The following is a 16385-nucleotide window of genomic DNA, read 5'->3' as shown; positions in this document are numbered from 1 at the left end:
ATAGCGGTATATCAGTGCCATCAATGTTGAATGACACACCGCCATCGCGAGCAGGCTCGCTCCCACAGGTTTTGTGGCGTTCTCTCAATAATCGAAGAACACCGTCTCGGCATCGGTACCCTGCAGAATCACATTCCACTGGTAAACACCGCTCGCATCCTGCTTCGCCAGCAAGGTACCGCGGCGCTCGGCCGGTACACACTCCAGCAGCGGATCCGACACATTGGCCGGTTCACCATCAAAGTAAATCCGTGTCAGCAAGTGCTTCACCAACCCGCGCGCAAACACCAGCACCACCAGGTGCGGTGCCTGGGTCGAACCTTTCAGGCCTTCCACCGTGCCCGGCTTGATCGTGGTGAAGCGGAAGCGCCCTTCGGCATCCACCGGAATCCGGCCAAAGCCTTCGAAGTTCGGGTCCAGGGGTTTGGCCTGATCGTCTTCGGGGTGGTCGTACTTGCCGGCGGCGTTGGCCTGCCAGACTTCCAGCATCGCGTCGTTGACGATGTCACCGTTGCCATCGACGACTTGCCCGGTGATCGCCACGCGCTCGCCCAGGGTTTGTTCGACGGTCAGGTTCTCGCGGTTCAGCCAGGTCAAGCCGATGTGGTAATACGGCCCGACGGTGTGGGACGTGGTCGCAGTCAGCGTCATCTTATTTCTCCATCGGCGTGGCATCGCGGCCGCGCAAAACGATGTCCCAGCGATAACCCAGGGCATAGGAAGGGATGGTTTTTTCCAGGTCGAAACTGGCGATCAAGCGTTCTTTGGCGCTGGTATCGGGCACGCAATTGTAGATCGGGTCGTACGCCAGCAACGGGTCACCGGGGAAATACATCTGCGTGACAAGGCGCGTCAGGATGCTCGGCCCGAACAGCGAAAAATGGATGTGCGCCGGACGCCAGGCATTGTGGTGGTTGCCCCACGGGTATGCACCGGGTTTGATGGTCTGGAATTGATACCAGCCATCGGCATCCGTCACGGTACGGCCGGTGCCGGTGAAGTTCGGGTCCAGCGGCGCATCGTGCAGGTCGCGGGCATGGTTGTAGCGTCCGGCGGCGTTGGCTTGCCAGATCTCCACCAGAATCCCCGGTACTGGCAGACCGTTTTCATCCAGTACGCGGCCGTGAATGATGATGCGTTCGCCCAACGGCTCGCCCGTGTGCTGGGCGGTCAGGTCGTTGTCCTTCTCATTGACACGCTCGGCACCGACCGTCGGGCCGGTAATTTCCGACAACGAATGGGGCAGAAACACCAACGGCTTGGACGGCGAGCGCAGGTTGGTAGATTGATACGTCGGGTGCAGGTAGTCCGGCTGGGTGCCTTCCTGTGGGCGACGGTAACCAGGCTTGTCAGTCATTTCGCATTCCTCTGTTCTTATTGTCACTGCTGCGCGTCAGACGCGTTCGATCGCCAAGGCCAGACCCTGACCGACGCCAACACACATGGTCGCCAGACCTTTCTTGCCGCCGGTTTTTTCCAGCTGATGCAACGCGGTCATCACCAGGCGTGCACCGCTCATGCCCAACGGATGGCCCAAGGCAATGGCACCACCGTTCGGGTTGACCTGCACCGCGTCGTCCGCCAGGCCCAGTTCTCGCAACACCGCCAAGCCCTGGCTGGCGAAGGCTTCGTTGAGTTCGATCACATCGAAATCACTGACAGCCAGGCCGAGACGTTCGGTCAGTTTGCGCACCGCCGGGACCGGGCCGATGCCCATGACACGCGGTGCGACACCGGCGCTGGACATGCCCAGCACTTTGGCGCGAGCCGTCAAACCGTGTTTCTTCACCGCGTCGGCCGAGGCCAGGATCAGCGCGGCGGCACCATCGTTCACCCCCGACGCATTGCCGGCAGTGACGGTTTTGTCGGGACCGTTGACCGGTTTCAATTTGGCCAGGGTTTCCAGCGTGGTGTCGGCGCGAGGATGTTCGTCCTGGCTGACGACAGTTTCACCCTTCTTGTGGGCAATCCGCACTTCGACGATTTCTTCCGCGAAAAATCCTGCGGCTTGCGCGGCGGCTGTCCGCTGCTGGCTGCGCAAGGCGAACGCGTCCTGATCCTCACGGGACACTTCGTAATCGTCCGCCACATTGTCGGCGGTCTGCGGCATCGCATCGACGCCGTATTGGGCTTTCATCAACGGGTTGATGAAACGCCAGCCGATGGTGGTGTCTTCCAGCTTCATGTTGCGCGAGAACGCCGCATCCGCCTTGCCCATCACGAACGGCGCGCGGGACATCGACTCGACGCCGCCGGCAATCGCCAGCTCCATTTCGCCGCTGGCGATGGCGCGGAACGCGGTGCCGATGGCATCCATGCCCGAAGCGCAGAGGCGATTGAGGGTCACGCCGGGAATGGTTTCCGGCAGGCCCGCCAGCAGCAGCGCCATGCGCGCCACGTTACGGTTGTCTTCGCCGGCCTGGTTGGCGCAGCCGAGGAACACCTCGTCCACCGCGTTCCAGTCCACCGACGGGTTGCGCTCCATCAGCGCCTTGATCGGCACAGCGGCCAGGTCATCGGCGCGAACCGTCGACAGGCCACCGCCGAAACGGCCGATGGGGGTGCGAATCGCATCGCAGATATAAACGTCACGCATCACGCTTCTCCGGGTGCTTGGCCGTGGGCGGCGGCGGTGCGGGCTTCCAGATCCCTGAGCGCTTTCAGCTCGACCTCGGTGGGCTCGGCGGTGTGTTCAACCGTGTCGGCGAAACGAATCGCCCAACCGGTGGCCGCAACCACTTGCTCACGGGTCACGCCAGGGTGCAACGCAGTGACCACGAATTCATGGGTGCCCGCTTCCGGTTCCATGATGCACAGGTCGGTGATAATGCCGACCGGACCGGCACCCGGCAGACCCAGACGCTTGCGCGAATCACCGCCCTCGCCATGACCGACCGAGGTGATGAAGTCGAGCTTGTCGACGAAGGAGCGCGCCGACTGTTTAAGAATGATCAAGACGCTTTTGGCCGAACCGGCAATCTCCGGCGCACCACCGGCACCCGGCAGTCGGACTTTCGGAGCGTGATAATCGCCGACCACCGTGGTGTTGATGTTGCCGAAGCGGTCAACTTGCGCGGCGCCGAGAAAACCGACGTCGATGCGCCCGCCCTGCAACCAGTAGCGAAAAATCTCACCGGTCGGGACGACGGTATCAGCGGTTTCCGCCAGCTCACCGTCACCAATCGACAGCGGCAGTACACTCGGCTTGGCACCGATCGGACCCGATTCGTAGATAAGTACTACATCCGGCGAAGAAGTCAGACGTGCCAGATTGGCTGCTTTCGACGGCAGGCCGATGCCGACGAAGCACACCGAACCGTTCTTCAGGCGGCGAGCAGCGGCGACGGTCATCATTTCATTGGTGGTGTAAGTCATTACTTCGCCTCCGATGCAGCGGCCAGCTTGGCCTGGAACTCGCTGAAGTCAGCGCAGCCATGGATGTATTCGTTGATCCACGCGGTAAAGGTTTCGCGGTCGCGGGCAATCGGGTCCCAGGCCTGGTAGAAACGGTTGTCGCGCTCGTTATAGCCGTGGGCGTAGGACGGATGCGCGCCGCCAGGAACGTGGCAAACCGCGCTCAAGGCCCACGTCGGCAGTACACAGGAGTTCATCGGTGCGTTGAGGTCGTCGACGATTTCTTCGACGGTGACGATGCAACGCTTGGCGGCCAGTGCGGCTTCTTTCTGCACGCCGAGAATGCCCCAGAGCAGCACGTTGCCTTTGCGGTCGGCTTTCTGCGCGTGGATCACAGTGATGTCGGGGCGCACAGAAGGCACGGCGGCCAGCACTTCGCCGGTGAACGGGCAAGTGACGCTCTTGATCAGCGGATTGACCTTCGGCAGGTCGGAACCGGCGTAGGCACGCAGCACGGCGAACGGTAGGCCGGAGGCGCCAGCGACGTAGGCATTGGCCAGGTCGGCGTGGCTGTGTTCTTCGATTTCCAGCGCGTGCGGCCACTGCTTCTCGACCGCGTCACGCAGACGGTGCAGCGAACCGACGCCCGGGTTGCCGCCCCAGGAGAAAATCAACTTGCGAGCACAACCGGCGCCGATCAACTGGTCGTAGATCAGGTCAGGCGTCATCCGTACCAGCGTCAGATCTTTCTTGCCCTGACGAATGATTTCGTGACCCGCCGCCGTAGGGATCAGGTGAGTGAAGCCTTCGAGGGCGACGGTATCGCCGTCGTTAACGAATTGCTTCACCGCGTCGTGCAGCGAAAGGATTTCAGCCATGGGGCAGGCTCCCGTTTTGTTATGAACCGACAGTGGTAGAAAAAGGCGCGATGCGCGCGCCGGAATGACTAGAGAGTAAGCCCCATAAAAACCTCAAACAATCCGATAATCGACTGAGTGTTCGTTTATCGAACAGATTGTTGCCTCACTACCGATCCTCAAAAGCTTCATCGGAACGCCGCCCGGACCAAACCTCGCCTCCTACAGGAATGATGATCTCCGCGATTTCGCGAACACCCGTAGGAGCGAGCGGGCAAAGATCCGACTTGCCCGCGAAGAGGCCATCAAAACCACTGGAGATTCCGGATCAGCCGGTCAGGTCGCATCCGCATGACTGACCATGCCCTTGATCAGCACCGCTGTCGTCGCCAACGCCGCCGGAATCACCAACGCCGTCAGCACTTGTTCAAAGTTCCAGCCCAACCCCAGCAACGTCGCGCCCATCCACGCACCGAGGATCGCGCCAAACCGGCCAATCCCGAGCATCCACGACACGCCCGTCGCCCGCCCTTGAGTCGGATAAAACCGCGCCGCCAAAGAAGGCATTGCCGATTGCGCGCCGTTGACACACATCCCGGCCACCAGCACCAGGGTTGCCAATAGCGTGATGTTGCCCAGGCTCTGCCCTACCGCGTAGGCAAACACCCCGGCCTGCAAGTAGAAAATGCCGATGACTTTGTGCGGATTGAACCGATCCATCGCCCAGCCTACGCCCACGGCACTCAACACGCCGCCAAACTGGAACAACGCGCCGATAAACGCCGCTTGCTCCATGCTCGCGCCGCTGTCACGCATCAGCGTCGGCAGCCAACTGGTCAGCAGGTAAACGATCACCAGACCCATGAAGTAGGTCAGCCACAACAGCAAGGTGCCGGTGCTGTAGGTTCCGGAGAAGATCACCGCAAATACGTTGCGGGCCTTCACGGTTTTCTGTTCCGGCACGCTGAAGCTTGAAGCCTGGGCAACGACGGTCGGATCGATTGGCGCCAGCGCCTTGCGCACCTTGTCGGTGCCACGATTGCGCACCACCAGGTAACGCGCCGATTCCGGCAGCCAGAGCAGCAAAACGACGGCGAGGATCAGCGGCAGAACTCCGCCGATCAGCAACAGGCTGTGCCAGCCGTACGCAGGAATCAGCTTTGCCGAAACAAACCCGCCACCGGCCATGCCGAGGTTGAAGCCGCAGAACATGCTGGTCACCAGCAGGGACTTCTTGCGTTCCGGGGTGTATTCCGACAGCAACGTCGTGGCGTTCGGCATGCCGGCGCCAAGGCCCAGGCCGGTCAGGAAGCGCAGCACCAGCAGTTGATCGACATTGGTGCTGTAAGCCGACGCCAGGCTGAAGGCGCCGAACAACAGCACCGCGCCCACCAGTACGACTTTTCGCCCGAAGCGGTCAGCCAACGGGCCGGAACCCAGTGCGCCGAAGACCATGCCGATCAACGCCGCACTCATCACCGGACCAAGGCTGGCGCGATCGATGCCCCAGTCCTGAGACAGGGCCGGCGCGATGAAGCCCATGGCCGCGGTGTCGAGGCCATCAAGGAAGACGATCAGGAAACACAGGATCACCACTCGCCACTGGTAGCGCGAAATGGGTTGAGTATTGATGAAGGACTGCACGTCGAGGCAGTTACCTACAGCAGACTGAGGCTGGTTCATTATTTTTATTCCACGCAACAACGCAGTCGGACAGGTGCCAGCCTGGGCTGGCGCTGCCGCGACATTAGTGATCCTGGGGAAAGTGCGTCAATTCGTTAAACGCGAGTCCGTGCGATTATCGAACAGCTTAGGCAAACAACTGAGCGCTGAGGTTGCGACTGGCACCCAGCAGACCGGGCAGGAAACGCTGCTCCAGTTCGTTGCGGCTGACCCGCCCGGCGTGCGTGCTGACGTTTAGCGCCGCCACGACTTGTCCGGAAGCGTCGTACACCGGAACGGCAATCGAACGCAGGCCTTGTTCCAGTTCCTGATCGACGATGCACCAGCCTTGTTGCCGAACTTCTTGCAGGCATTCGAGCAACGCTTCGGGAGTGTGTAAGGTGCGGCTGGTCTTGGCTTGCAGGTCTGCATGGTCGAGGTACTCATGCAGCGAAGTGTCGTCCAGTGCTGCGAGAAGAATCCGGCCCATTGAGGTGCAATAGGCTGGCAGGCGTCCACCTACCGACAGGTCCACCGAGATCAAACGCTGAGTCGTCGCCGAGCGGGCGATATACAAAATGTCGTCGCCTTCCAGCGTGGCCATGTTGCAGGCCTCGTGGAGTTGTTCGCTCATGCGGTCGAGGTAAGGTTGGGCAGACACCGCCAGCGGGGTCGAAGACAGGTAGGCATGGCCGAGGGTCAGCACTTTGGGCAACAGCGAATAGGTGCGACCGTCGGTGGTGGCGTAGCCGAGTTTGATCAAGGTGTGCAGGCAACGTCGCACAGCGGCGCGGGGGATTTCCGTGCGGTGACTGATCTGGGCGATGGTCAAATGTCGTTTGCGCTCCTGGAACGCTTGCACCACGGCCAGGCCACGGGCCAGGGACGTCATGAAATCCGGGTCGCCGGTCAGGGCCTGGATCCGCTTGGCGGGCGACGCAACGATTGGCGGCGCTACTGAAGCGAAGGAATTACGCATTTGCTCGTTCATATCAGGTCCTTTTCCCACACGGATCAGCGACGGCTATTACAAGCGGCTCCGGTTCGGCACACAAGCCACAGGCAGCCAAGATTGGGCGATTATCGAACCTCTGACCGATAATCGCAATTGGTGGCCCCTGCACGCGTGCGCCCTTCCCCGCTATATGGTTTTTAACCCCGTGCTTGAACCCTGAGTTAAAGGCCCCATGTTAGGGTCTAACTTGTTCGACTTAATGACGCCAGAAAGTCAGCACGGCCAAGTGAAGGTAAAAAGTTGTAAGTAATAAAACGATCACACATGAAGATCCATTTTTAACTCGGTGGCGATAGTGTTCTTCAAATCGACCGCTATAATGCAATTCAGTGACGAACCGGTTTTTCTACTCGCCGGTTCCGCCACCCGGTAGCGCGATGTTCCATCGCTGCTGCCTGCAGCAAGCGCCTGATGCTCATTTCCAATGCTCTGACAGCGCGCTCGCTGAAACAGGAAACTGATGCTACGTCAGCTGTTTTGCTCTGGTGCCGTGGCCGCCTGCAACATGGAAGTATCGATCGCCGTGCCGTCAAACAATGCCTTCCCGGGCCTTGTCCTTTCGGCGAGCATGTTCGATACGTTTGATGCAGCGCGATTTACCAGAATTAATCTCAACCCATACAGGTAGCACTGTGACGAAAGACGAACTGCGCGCGGAACTTGAGCGCCAGGAACAACGTTACAAGGAAGTTTACGGCGGGGAAGTCACCACCTACGCCGCTCAGCCCGAACCGGAACGCAAACCCTGGCGTAAACGCGCCACCGTTCAGGACCAGGCTTTCACCCAGGAACTGCAGAAGATGGAAAAGGAACTCAAAGCCGAAGAGCCATGATCGCTCGGCCTGACTTCTTTAAAGGGCCTGCGTCTGCCCCCGTTAAAAGCGGGATGCATTGATGTTGCCATTCGCGCCCGCTACGAGCGGGCAGCGGTCACCTCATCTATCTGATGAGGCAATTGGCTCATGTCTGGCCCTCTTCTCAGATATTTCACACAAGCGTTCAAGCCTCTCGCCTACAGGAGAGAAACCCTTGTGCCTGCGGGCTTTTCAAAGAAATTCAACGACTTGCAAAACCCGGGGAAAGCCTGTTGCCTGGGCTATTGCCGCAAATTAATTCGTTGAAGAATGTTACCGATGAGCAGCTAGTGCATCGATTAGCAGTCTTTTCTGGCATAATCGCGCCCCCTTACGACCGGGTCAGAAAACCTTCATGATCGATTTATTCAGCGGACTGGATGCTTGGGTGCTTGTGAGCCTCTTGCTCGCCCTCACCTTTGTCCTCGCCTTCGAGTTCATCAACGGCTTTCATGACACTGCAAACGCGGTGGCCACTGTTATCTACACCAAAGCCATGCCACCTCATCTGGCGGTGTTCTTTTCCGGTGTGTTCAACTTTCTCGGCGTACTGCTGGGCGGTGTTGGCGTGGCGTATGCCATCGTCCACCTGCTGCCGGTAGAACTGCTGATCAATGTGAACACCGGTCACGGACTGGCCATGGTGTTCTCGTTGCTTGCCGCCGCCATCACCTGGAACCTGGGCACCTGGTACTTCGGTATTCCGGCCTCCAGCTCCCACACGCTGATCGGTTCGATCCTCGGGGTTGGCCTGGCTAATGCCCTGATCAACGACATCCCGTTGGCCGATGGCGTGAACTGGCAGAAGGCGATCGATATCGGTGCCTCCCTGGTGTTCTCGCCAATGGCGGGCTTTCTGGTCGCTGCGCTGATTCTGATCGGCCTCAAGTGGTGGCGCCCACTGTCGAAGATGCACAAGACGCCGGAACAGCGCCGCAAGATCGACGACAAGAAGCATCCGCCGTTCTGGAACCGTCTGGTGCTGGTGATTTCGGCCATGGCCGTGAGTTTCGTGCACGGCTCCAACGATGGTCAGAAAGGTATCGGCCTGATCATGCTGGTGCTGATCGGTATCGTCCCGGCGCAGTTCGTGCTCGATCTGGGCAGCACGACTTACCAGATCGAACGAACTCGCGATGCGACCCTGCATCTGAGCCAGTTCTACAAACGCAATGCCGATACGCTGGGCGAGTTCCTGGCACTGGGCAAAAGCGTGGAAGGTGATCTGCCGGAGAAATTCCGTTGCAACCCGCAACAGACCGAACCGACCATCTCTGCCCTGCTCGACACCCTTAAAGGTGTGGCCGATTACCACTCGTTGTCGTCGGAAAGCCGCATCGAAGTGCGTCGCTACCTGCTCTGCCTGGACGACACGGCCAAGAAAGTCAGCAAACTGCCTGGCCTCGCACCCCGTGAAAAGGCTGACCTGGACAAACTGCGCAAAGACCTGACCACCACCACTGAATACGCCCCGTTCTGGGTGATTCTGGCAGTCGCACTGGCCCTGGGCCTGGGCACCATGGTGGGCTGGAAACGTGTGGTACTGACCATCGGCGAGAAGATCGGCAAGCAAGGCATGACTTACTCCCAGGGCATGTCGGCGCAGATCACTACGGCGAGCCTGATCGGCATGGCGAACATCTTCAGCCTGCCGGTGTCCACCACCCACGTTCTGTCCTCGGGCGTGGCCGGCACCATGGTCGCCAACAAAAGCGGCTTGCAGGGCGGCACCGTCAAAACCATCCTGCTGGCCTGGGTCCTGACCCTGCCAGCGACCGTTGCCCTGTCGGCCGGCCTGTTCTGGCTGGCGTCGAAGGCACTGGGCAGCTGATACATCGCTGCAACGAAAAAGGCGCGTTCCGTAAGGTTCGCGCCTTTTTTACGCCCAACAAAAAACCCTGTATCAATCCAAAAATCGCAGGCAAAAAAAAGGGCAACCGAAGTTGCCCAAAATGCCTTGCGTGCTCATTGCATCCAGAAAGACCTACGGTTTTTTCCGTTTATGCGAATCCTTCCAGATAAAAAATCCAAACCCTGCGAAAAACAGAACCATGAGGCCGACTGTCAGCACTCCGGCGATCACCACGTTGTCGAAAAACATGACTGGCCTCCTGCACTTGCGCTGTTGCGATAGGGCTAAGTTAACCAATCAGACAGGAGAGAAAATTGACCGGGATCAATATCGCCCGAGACTGGGCGCAAAGGAGGGGGAAAACTGATCTGCATCAACGGAAACGGAGGGTTAACGCTTTTTCGGTTTGCTCTTCGGCTTCTTCTTCGCTTTACCCAACGGCATCGCTTGCTCAAAAGCCTGGCGCACTTCATTCAGACGCTTTTCGTTGAGGTCATGAACGCGCTTGGCGCGTTCGGAATTGAGGTCGATCAGTTTGTCGTCTTGGCTCATGGTCTTCAGTGCATCGCGTGAAATGAAGTTCAACTGCCGCATCGTTCGGCAGGATTGCGCCAATAATGCGGTCTGGCGCCGGCGCTGACCAGTCACCGACGTAACAGCGGCTTAACAAAATATGTGCTCACGGCGTTTTTTCAACGCACAATCGCGACTTTGCGATGGACCCAAAGGACCCGCGCCGTGGAACTGCACCAGGATCTGCCTCCCTTGATGGCCCTGCGCGCCTTCGAGGCCGTGGCGCGTCATTTGAGTTTCATCAAGGCCGCCGATGAATTATCGGTGACCCAAAGTGCGATCAGCCATCAAGTGCAGAAACTGGAGCAATTTCTCAACCAGCGGTTGTTTATCCGCCGCACCCGGGCCATTGATCTGACGCCAGCCGGCGAAGCGTACTACCGACAGATTCAACCGGCCCTGGCATCCATCGCTCTGGCCACCCATGAACTGCGGGGCAATGAGCACCAGGAAACCACCCTGCGCATCGGCCTCCTGGCCTCGTTTGCCACCCTGTGGCTCGCGCCGCGTCTGGCCAGTTTCAACGCGCGCCACCCGCATATCCATGTTGAACTCCTTCCTTCAGTACAACTGGCCGACGTCGGGGGTGGCGAAGTCGACCTGGCAATCCGCTACGGCAAGGGTGGCTGGCCGAAAGTCCAGGCACGACGCTTCCTGGTGGAAACGCTGACACCTGTCTGCAGCCCGGCATTCAAGGCCAAGGGTACTGACCAGGGTCCGCTGCTCATGGCCAAATCGCACCAACCGTTCGAGTGGATCGACTGGAGCGCGCATAACGCCCTCGACCTCAGCCACTGCCCCAGCGTCATGCTCCATGACTACAACATCGTGGTCGAAGCCGCCGTGGCCGGCCAGGGTATCGCCATGGGACGTCATCACTTGATCGAGCGCCGACTCAAGGACGGCTCGTTGGTAGAAGCCTTCGCCACCCCGCCGTTCATTAGCGATATCGGGTATTGGCTGGTCACGCCCGAACGGCCACCGAGCCACGCAGCGCAATGCTTTGCTGAGTGGCTGTTTGAGATGGCTGACATCGCGCGCATATCTCACGGCGACTGAAGTTCAAATGGGGGCACGAGCCTGCTCGCTCCCACCTTTTATCCATGCATGAGTTATTTGAATACGTCGAATTAGATCTATCCGTTTGTAGCGCATGGCACCCCGCAACATGCTGAAGACTCATTCAGGAGAATTCACCATGACCGACTCACTCGCCCAGCGTGTCCAGCAACTTGGCCTGAGCCTGCCAACACCGAGCCAGCCCATCGCCAACTACGTCAACCATGTCATCAGCCAGAACCAGCTATTCATTTCCGGTCAGATTCCGTTACTGGACGGCAAACCGGCGTTCATCGGCCGACTCGGTGAATCGATCTCCGATGAAGAAGGCGCCAACGCCGCCGAACTCGCCGCATTGGGCCTGCTAGCACAACTGAACAATGCGCTCGGCGATGACCTGTCGAAATTGGTGCGCATCATTCGTCTTGGCGTGTTCATCGCCAGCGCCCCGGACTTCCCGCGTCAAGGTGCGGTCGCTAACGGCGCGTCTAACCTGCTGGTCAATGCCCTCGGCGAAAAAGGCCGGCATGTACGCACGGCTGTCGGCGTCTCCAGTCTGCCCGGCGGCGTGGCGGTGGAAATTGACGCGATTTTCGAGCTGCGCCCATGAACCCAGGCGAAGTGGAGCGTTTGCGAGCGGCAACGCCGGGGTGCGCCAGCGTGATTCACTTCAACCACGCCGGCGCCTCGTTGCCGAGCCAGGCCACCCTCGATGCGATCGTCGAGCAACTGCGACTGGAAGCCGTTTGCGGCCCGATGGAGGCCGCCGACCAGAGCGTGCAGGCCCGTGCTCGCAGCGCGGCGGCCCTGTTGCTCAATGCACACGCTGAAAGCATCGCGTTCGCCAGCAGCGGTTCCGCGGCCTGGGGCATGGCGTTCAATGCGCTGGGGCCGTGGCAGGACGGTGAGCGGATTTTGGTCGGGCGCCATGAATGGGGCGGCAATCTCGCCTGCATCGCCCGGGCTGTCAGCGCCGGGGCACGACTGGAGGTGATTCCCTGCGATGAGGCAGGCGCCGTGTCCGTGTCCGCTCTCCAGCAGATGATCGACCCGAAGGTGAAGCTGATCGCACTGACCTGGCTTCCGGCCAACGGCGGCCTGATCAACCCCGCCGAGGCCATTGGCGCCGTGGCGCGCCAGCACGGCATTGCTTACTTTATCGACGCCGGCCAGGCGCTGGGGCAATTGCCCTGCGACGTGCAGGCGTTGAACTGCGATGTGCTCAAGGGTGCCGGGCGTAAATTCCTCCGTGGCCCGCGAGGAACGGCGCTGATGTACATCAAACCGGCGTTTCTCGAACGGCTCTCGCCCGGCCATCTGGACGTGCTTTCCGCACCGTGGGACGGCGAAGGCTTCGCCGTGCGCGACGATGCGCGGCGCTTTGAAACCAGCGAAGTGTCGGTGGCTTTGCTGGCCGGGCTGGCCAATGCGCTGGAGGAGTTCAACCGCTTGGGTGCAACCCGGATTCGCCAGCGGATCGATGGATTGTGTCGGCACTTGCGCCAACGCCTCGAAACGGTCAGCGGGCTGACGCTGCACAACCTGGGGCCGGCACATCAGCAATCAGGTCTGATCGCCTTCACGCTCAAGGGTTGGGACAGTGTTGAATTGAAGCAGCGGCTGGCGCAACGAGGGATCAACATCGGTGCCAATGGGGTGGCCTATACACCGTTGGACATGCAGGCCCGTGGGCTGGACAGCATCGCGCGGATTGCGGTCAGCTACCTCAACACCGAAGAAGAAATGGACGTGTTGCTGGAGTCCCTGAGCGAAATGTCCGCCCAACCAGGTCAAATCTGAATGTCGACCCACAACCCCTGACGCGGCTCGTCTTCAATCAGCGGCGCTACCGGCACGGTGTTGTCGGCGTTGAGCTCGGTACCGGGAATCGCCAGGTGTTCTTCCGGGTTTTCATCGGCCTCGCGACGACGCCTTTGCTGTTCCTGCTTGCGGCGCTGTTCCTCGCGCAGCTGAAAAGCTGCCTCTTCCGGATCGCGCTGTTGCAGGTCGATCGTGCTTTCGTTGGAGCTTTCCTGCACCGGCACAACGGGCGGAATGTCCGGGCGCTGGCGGATCGGGTCGTGCTGGGAAGTGATCGGCACGGCACTCAATGGGAGCATCGGTGGCAGCATAATTAATAGTCTCCTGTCAGCAGGCTGTCGGCTGCGGGGATGGCGACTTGAGCCATCGGTCGCAAACTGTGACCTGATTGGCACTCACAAGTGCCCCGGCCTGCGCCCCTTGCATCGTTGAACTATCGTAATACCGTCAGTTTTTATGAGAGTCCTTTGGCCCTGAAGCCCTCATTCCGTTAAGATAGCCCGCTTTTTCAAGGTGGGAGTCAGGCAGCATGGCGCAGCAGTATCAACCGGGGCAACGCTGGATCAGTGACAGCGAAGCCGAGCTGGGTTTGGGCACCGTTCTGGCACAGGACGGCCGCTTGTTGACCGTGCTCTATCCGGCCACTGGCGAAACTCGCCAGTACGCGCTACGGAATGCGCCCCTCACCCGCGTGCGGTTTTCGCCGGGCGATTCGATCACTCATTTCGAAGGCTGGAAACTGACCGTGCAGGAAGTCGACGACGTCGACGGTCTTCTGGTCTACCACGGCCTCAACGCGCAGAACGAAGTGGTCACCCTGCCGGAAACCCAGTTGTCGAACTTCATTCAGTTCCGACTGGCCAGCGACCGTCTGTTCGCCGGGCAGATCGACCCATTGCCCTGGTTCTCCCTGCGCTACAACACCCTGGAACACACCAGCCGCCAATTGCAGTCGGCGCTGTGGGGCCTTGGTGGCGTGCGCGCGCAACCGATCGCGCACCAGTTGCACATCGCCCGTGAAGTCGCCGATCGCATTGCCCCGCGGGTATTGCTGGCAGACGAAGTGGGTCTGGGCAAGACCATCGAAGCCGGTCTGGTGATCCATCGCCAACTGCTCTCAGGCCGTGCCAACCGTGTGCTGATCCTGGTCCCGGAAAACCTGCAGCACCAGTGGCTGGTGGAGATGCGTCGCCGCTTCAACCTGCAAGTCGCGCTGTTCGACGAAGAACGCTTCATCGAAAGCGATGCCGCCAACCCGTTCGAAGACACCCAGCTCGCGCTGGTCGCTCTGGAATGGCTGGTGGAAGACGAAAAGGCCCAGGACGCGCTGTTCGCCGCCGGCTGGGACTTGATGGTCGTCGACGAAGCGCACCACCTGGTGTGGCACGAAGACAAGGCCAGCCCGGAATATTCGCTGGTCGAACAGTTGGCCGAAGTCATTCCCGGCGTACTGCTGCTGACCGCGACTCCGGAACAACTGGGCCAGGACAGCCACTTCGCGCGTCTGCGCCTGCTCGACCCGAACCGTTTCCATGACCTGCACGCCTTCCGCGCCGAGAGCGAAAACTATCGCCCGGTGGCCGAAGCCGTTCAGGAACTGCTGGACCAAGGGCGTCTGTCGCCTGAAGCGCACAAGACCATTCACGGTTTCCTCGGCAACGAAGGCGAAGCGCTGCTGACCGCCGTCAACGATGGCGACACCGAAGCCAGTGCCCGTCTGGTTCGCGAACTGCTCGACCGCCACGGTACCGGCCGCGTGCTGTTCCGCAACACCCGTGCCGCCGTGCAAGGTTTCCCGGAACGCAAACTGCACCCGTATCCGCTGCCGTGCCCCGACGAATACCTCGAACTGCCGCTGGGCGATCACGCCGAGCTGTACCCGGAAGTCAGCTTCCAGGCCCAGCCGGATGCCAACGAAGAAGAACGCTGGTGGAAATTCGACCCGCGCGTCGAGTGGCTGATCGACCAGCTGAAAATGCTCAAGCGCACCAAAGTGCTGGTGATCTGCGCCCACGCCGAAACCGCCATGGACCTGGAAGACGCCCTGCGCGTGCGTTCCGGTATTCCTGCGACGGTGTTCCACGAAGGCATGAACATCCTTGAGCGTGACCGCGCCGCCGCTTACTTCGCCGATGAAGAATTTGGCGCGCAAGTGCTGATCTGCTCGGAAATCGGCAGTGAAGGTCGCAACTTCCAGTTCTCGCACCACCTGGTGCTGTTCGATCTGCCGTCGCACCCGGACTTGCTGGAGCAGCGGATCGGTCGTCTCGACCGGATCGGCCAGAAGCACATCATCGAACTGCACGTACCGTACCTCGAAACCAGCCCGCAACAGCGGCTGTTCCAGTGGTACCACGAAGCGTTGAACGCATTCCTCAACACCTGCCCGACGGGTAACGCCTTGCAGCATCAGTTCGGCCCGCGCCTGCTGCCGCTGCTGGAAAATGCCGACGACGGCGAGTGGCAAGCGCTGATCGACGAAGCCCGCAGCGAACGTGAGCGTCTGGAAGCCGAACTGCACACCGGCCGTGACCGCTTGCTGGAACTCAATTCCGGCGGCGCTGGCGAAGGTGATGCGTTGGTCGAGGACATCCTCGAGCAAGACGATCAGTTCACGCTGCCGATCTACATGGAAACCCTGTTCGACGCCTTTGGCATCGACAGCGAAGACCACTCGGAAAACGCCCTGATCCTCAAGCCGAGCGAAAAAATGCTCGACGCCAGCTTCCCGCTGGGTGACGACGAAGGCGTGACCATCACTTACGACCGCAACCAGGCGCTGTCCCGCGAAGACATGCAGTTCATCACCTGGGAACACCCGATGGTTCAGGGTGGCATGGACCTGGTGCTGTCCGGCTCGATGGGCAACACCGCCGTCGCGTTGATCAAGAACAAGGCGCTGAAACCGGGCACCGTGTTGCTGGAATTGCTCTACGTCAGCGAAGTGGTGGCGCCGCGCTCGCTGCAACTGGGCCGTTATCTGCCGCCCGCTGCGCTGCGCTGTCTGCTCGATGCCAATGGCAACGACCTGTCGGCCCGAGTGTCGTTCGAAACCCTGAACGATCAACTGGAAAGCGTGCCGCGTGCCAGCGCCAACAAGTTCATCCAGGCCCAGCGCGATCAGCTGACGCCACGGATCAACGCCGGTGAAGAGAAAATCTTCCCGCGTCACGCCGAGCGCGTGGCCGAGGCGCAACGTCGCCTCGCGGCTGATACCGATGAAGAACTGGCGCGCCTGACCGCGTTGCAAGCGGTCAACCCGACCGTACGCGACAGCGAACTGGTTGCCTTGCGTAAACAGCGTGAGCAAGGCCTGGCCATGCTCGACAAGGCTGCAC

At 60.3% G+C, this 16385-nt stretch carries 16 protein-coding genes; 6 read left to right on the top strand and 10 right to left on the bottom strand.

Going from position 1 to position 16385, the window contains the following annotated elements:
- Positions 1-84 precede the first annotated feature (84 nt).
- From pcaG to pcaR, 7 genes are all read right to left on the bottom strand, one after another.
- Positions 85-651, bottom strand: coding sequence for a protocatechuate 3,4-dioxygenase subunit alpha (gene pcaG, locus Q7W83_RS06510; protein WP_150630972.1), 567 nt, complete (start codon positions 649-651; stop codon positions 85-87).
- Between the two features lies 1 nt (position 652).
- Positions 653-1357, bottom strand: a complete 705-nt coding sequence (gene pcaH, locus Q7W83_RS06505; protein ID WP_150630973.1) for a protocatechuate 3,4-dioxygenase subunit beta — start codon at positions 1355-1357, stop codon at positions 653-655.
- A gap of 36 nt (positions 1358-1393) precedes the next feature.
- A complete protein-coding gene (gene pcaF, locus Q7W83_RS06500) occupies positions 1394-2599 on the bottom strand; it encodes a 3-oxoadipyl-CoA thiolase (protein WP_473655812.1) in 1206 nt (401 codons plus the stop codon).
- On the bottom strand, positions 2596-3375 hold the full coding sequence (locus tag Q7W83_RS06495; RefSeq protein ID WP_150630975.1) for a CoA-transferase subunit beta: 780 nt from the start codon (positions 3373-3375) through the stop codon (positions 2596-2598). The genes pcaF and Q7W83_RS06495 overlap by 4 nt, the downstream gene beginning before the upstream one ends.
- Positions 3375-4232, bottom strand: coding sequence for a CoA transferase subunit A (locus Q7W83_RS06490; RefSeq protein ID WP_150630976.1), 858 nt, complete (start codon positions 4230-4232; stop codon positions 3375-3377). Before Q7W83_RS06490 ends, Q7W83_RS06495 begins: the two co-directional genes overlap by 1 nt.
- A 315-nt stretch (positions 4233-4547) precedes the next feature.
- Positions 4548-5894, bottom strand: a complete 1347-nt coding sequence (gene pcaK / locus Q7W83_RS06485; RefSeq protein ID WP_473655811.1) for a 4-hydroxybenzoate transporter PcaK — start codon at positions 5892-5894, stop codon at positions 4548-4550.
- Between the two features lie 127 nt (positions 5895-6021).
- Positions 6022-6864 carry a pca regulon transcriptional regulator PcaR gene (pcaR, locus tag Q7W83_RS06480; RefSeq protein WP_150630978.1) on the bottom strand — a complete coding sequence of 281 codons (843 nt, stop codon included), beginning with the start codon at positions 6862-6864 and terminating at the stop codon, positions 6022-6024.
- 656 nt (positions 6865-7520) lie between these two features.
- Between pcaR and Q7W83_RS06475 the strand changes: the two genes are divergently transcribed.
- Both Q7W83_RS06475 and Q7W83_RS06470 read left to right on the top strand, forming a co-directional pair.
- Positions 7521-7721, top strand: coding sequence for a hypothetical protein (locus Q7W83_RS06475; RefSeq protein ID WP_007935837.1), 201 nt, complete (start codon positions 7521-7523; stop codon positions 7719-7721).
- A 376-nt stretch (positions 7722-8097) separates the two neighbouring features.
- Positions 8098-9573, top strand: a complete 1476-nt coding sequence (locus tag Q7W83_RS06470) for an inorganic phosphate transporter (RefSeq protein ID WP_150630979.1) — start codon at positions 8098-8100, stop codon at positions 9571-9573.
- 153 nt (positions 9574-9726) lie between these two features.
- Here the strand turns inward: Q7W83_RS06470 and ccoM are convergent, their stop codons facing one another.
- Both ccoM and Q7W83_RS06460 read right to left on the bottom strand, forming a co-directional pair.
- Positions 9727-9843, bottom strand: coding sequence for a cytochrome c oxidase subunit CcoM (ccoM, locus tag Q7W83_RS06465; protein WP_007906619.1), 117 nt, complete (start codon positions 9841-9843; stop codon positions 9727-9729).
- 141 nt (positions 9844-9984) lie between these two features.
- Entirely contained in the window at positions 9985-10179 is a 195-nt protein-coding gene (locus tag Q7W83_RS06460; protein WP_150630980.1) for a hypothetical protein, read from the bottom strand.
- Positions 10180-10332: 153 nt separating this feature from the next.
- Here Q7W83_RS06460 and Q7W83_RS06455 point away from each other — a divergent pair, with 153 nt between their 5' ends.
- The 3 genes from Q7W83_RS06455 (at position 10333) to Q7W83_RS06445 (ending at position 13026) form a co-directional block, all read left to right on the top strand.
- Positions 10333-11226, top strand: a complete 894-nt coding sequence (locus Q7W83_RS06455) for a LysR substrate-binding domain-containing protein (RefSeq protein WP_150653731.1) — start codon at positions 10333-10335, stop codon at positions 11224-11226.
- 139 nt (positions 11227-11365) lie between these two features.
- Entirely contained in the window at positions 11366-11836 is a 471-nt protein-coding gene (locus tag Q7W83_RS06450; protein ID WP_150653730.1) for a RidA family protein, read from the top strand.
- Positions 11833-13026 (top strand): aminotransferase class V-fold PLP-dependent enzyme, encoded by a 1194-nt coding sequence (locus Q7W83_RS06445; RefSeq protein ID WP_473655810.1) that lies wholly within the window; start codon positions 11833-11835, stop codon positions 13024-13026. The genes Q7W83_RS06450 and Q7W83_RS06445 overlap by 4 nt, the downstream gene beginning before the upstream one ends.
- Here the strand turns inward: Q7W83_RS06445 and Q7W83_RS06440 are convergent.
- Complete coding sequence (locus Q7W83_RS06440; protein ID WP_150630984.1) at positions 13017-13358, bottom strand: aspartate-semialdehyde dehydrogenase; 342 nt, start codon at positions 13356-13358, stop codon at positions 13017-13019. The two genes, Q7W83_RS06445 and Q7W83_RS06440, sit on opposite strands and share 10 nt — an antisense overlap.
- A gap of 218 nt (positions 13359-13576) precedes the next feature.
- Here Q7W83_RS06440 and rapA point away from each other — a divergent pair.
- The coding region (gene rapA, locus Q7W83_RS06435; protein WP_473655809.1) for an RNA polymerase-associated protein RapA at positions 13577-16385 on the top strand (2809 nt) is incomplete at its 3' end.

The organism is Pseudomonas sp. 300 (assembly GCF_055803035.1).
Note: the sequence above shows the minus strand (reverse complement) of the source record. Positions and strands in the feature narration are given on the sequence as shown.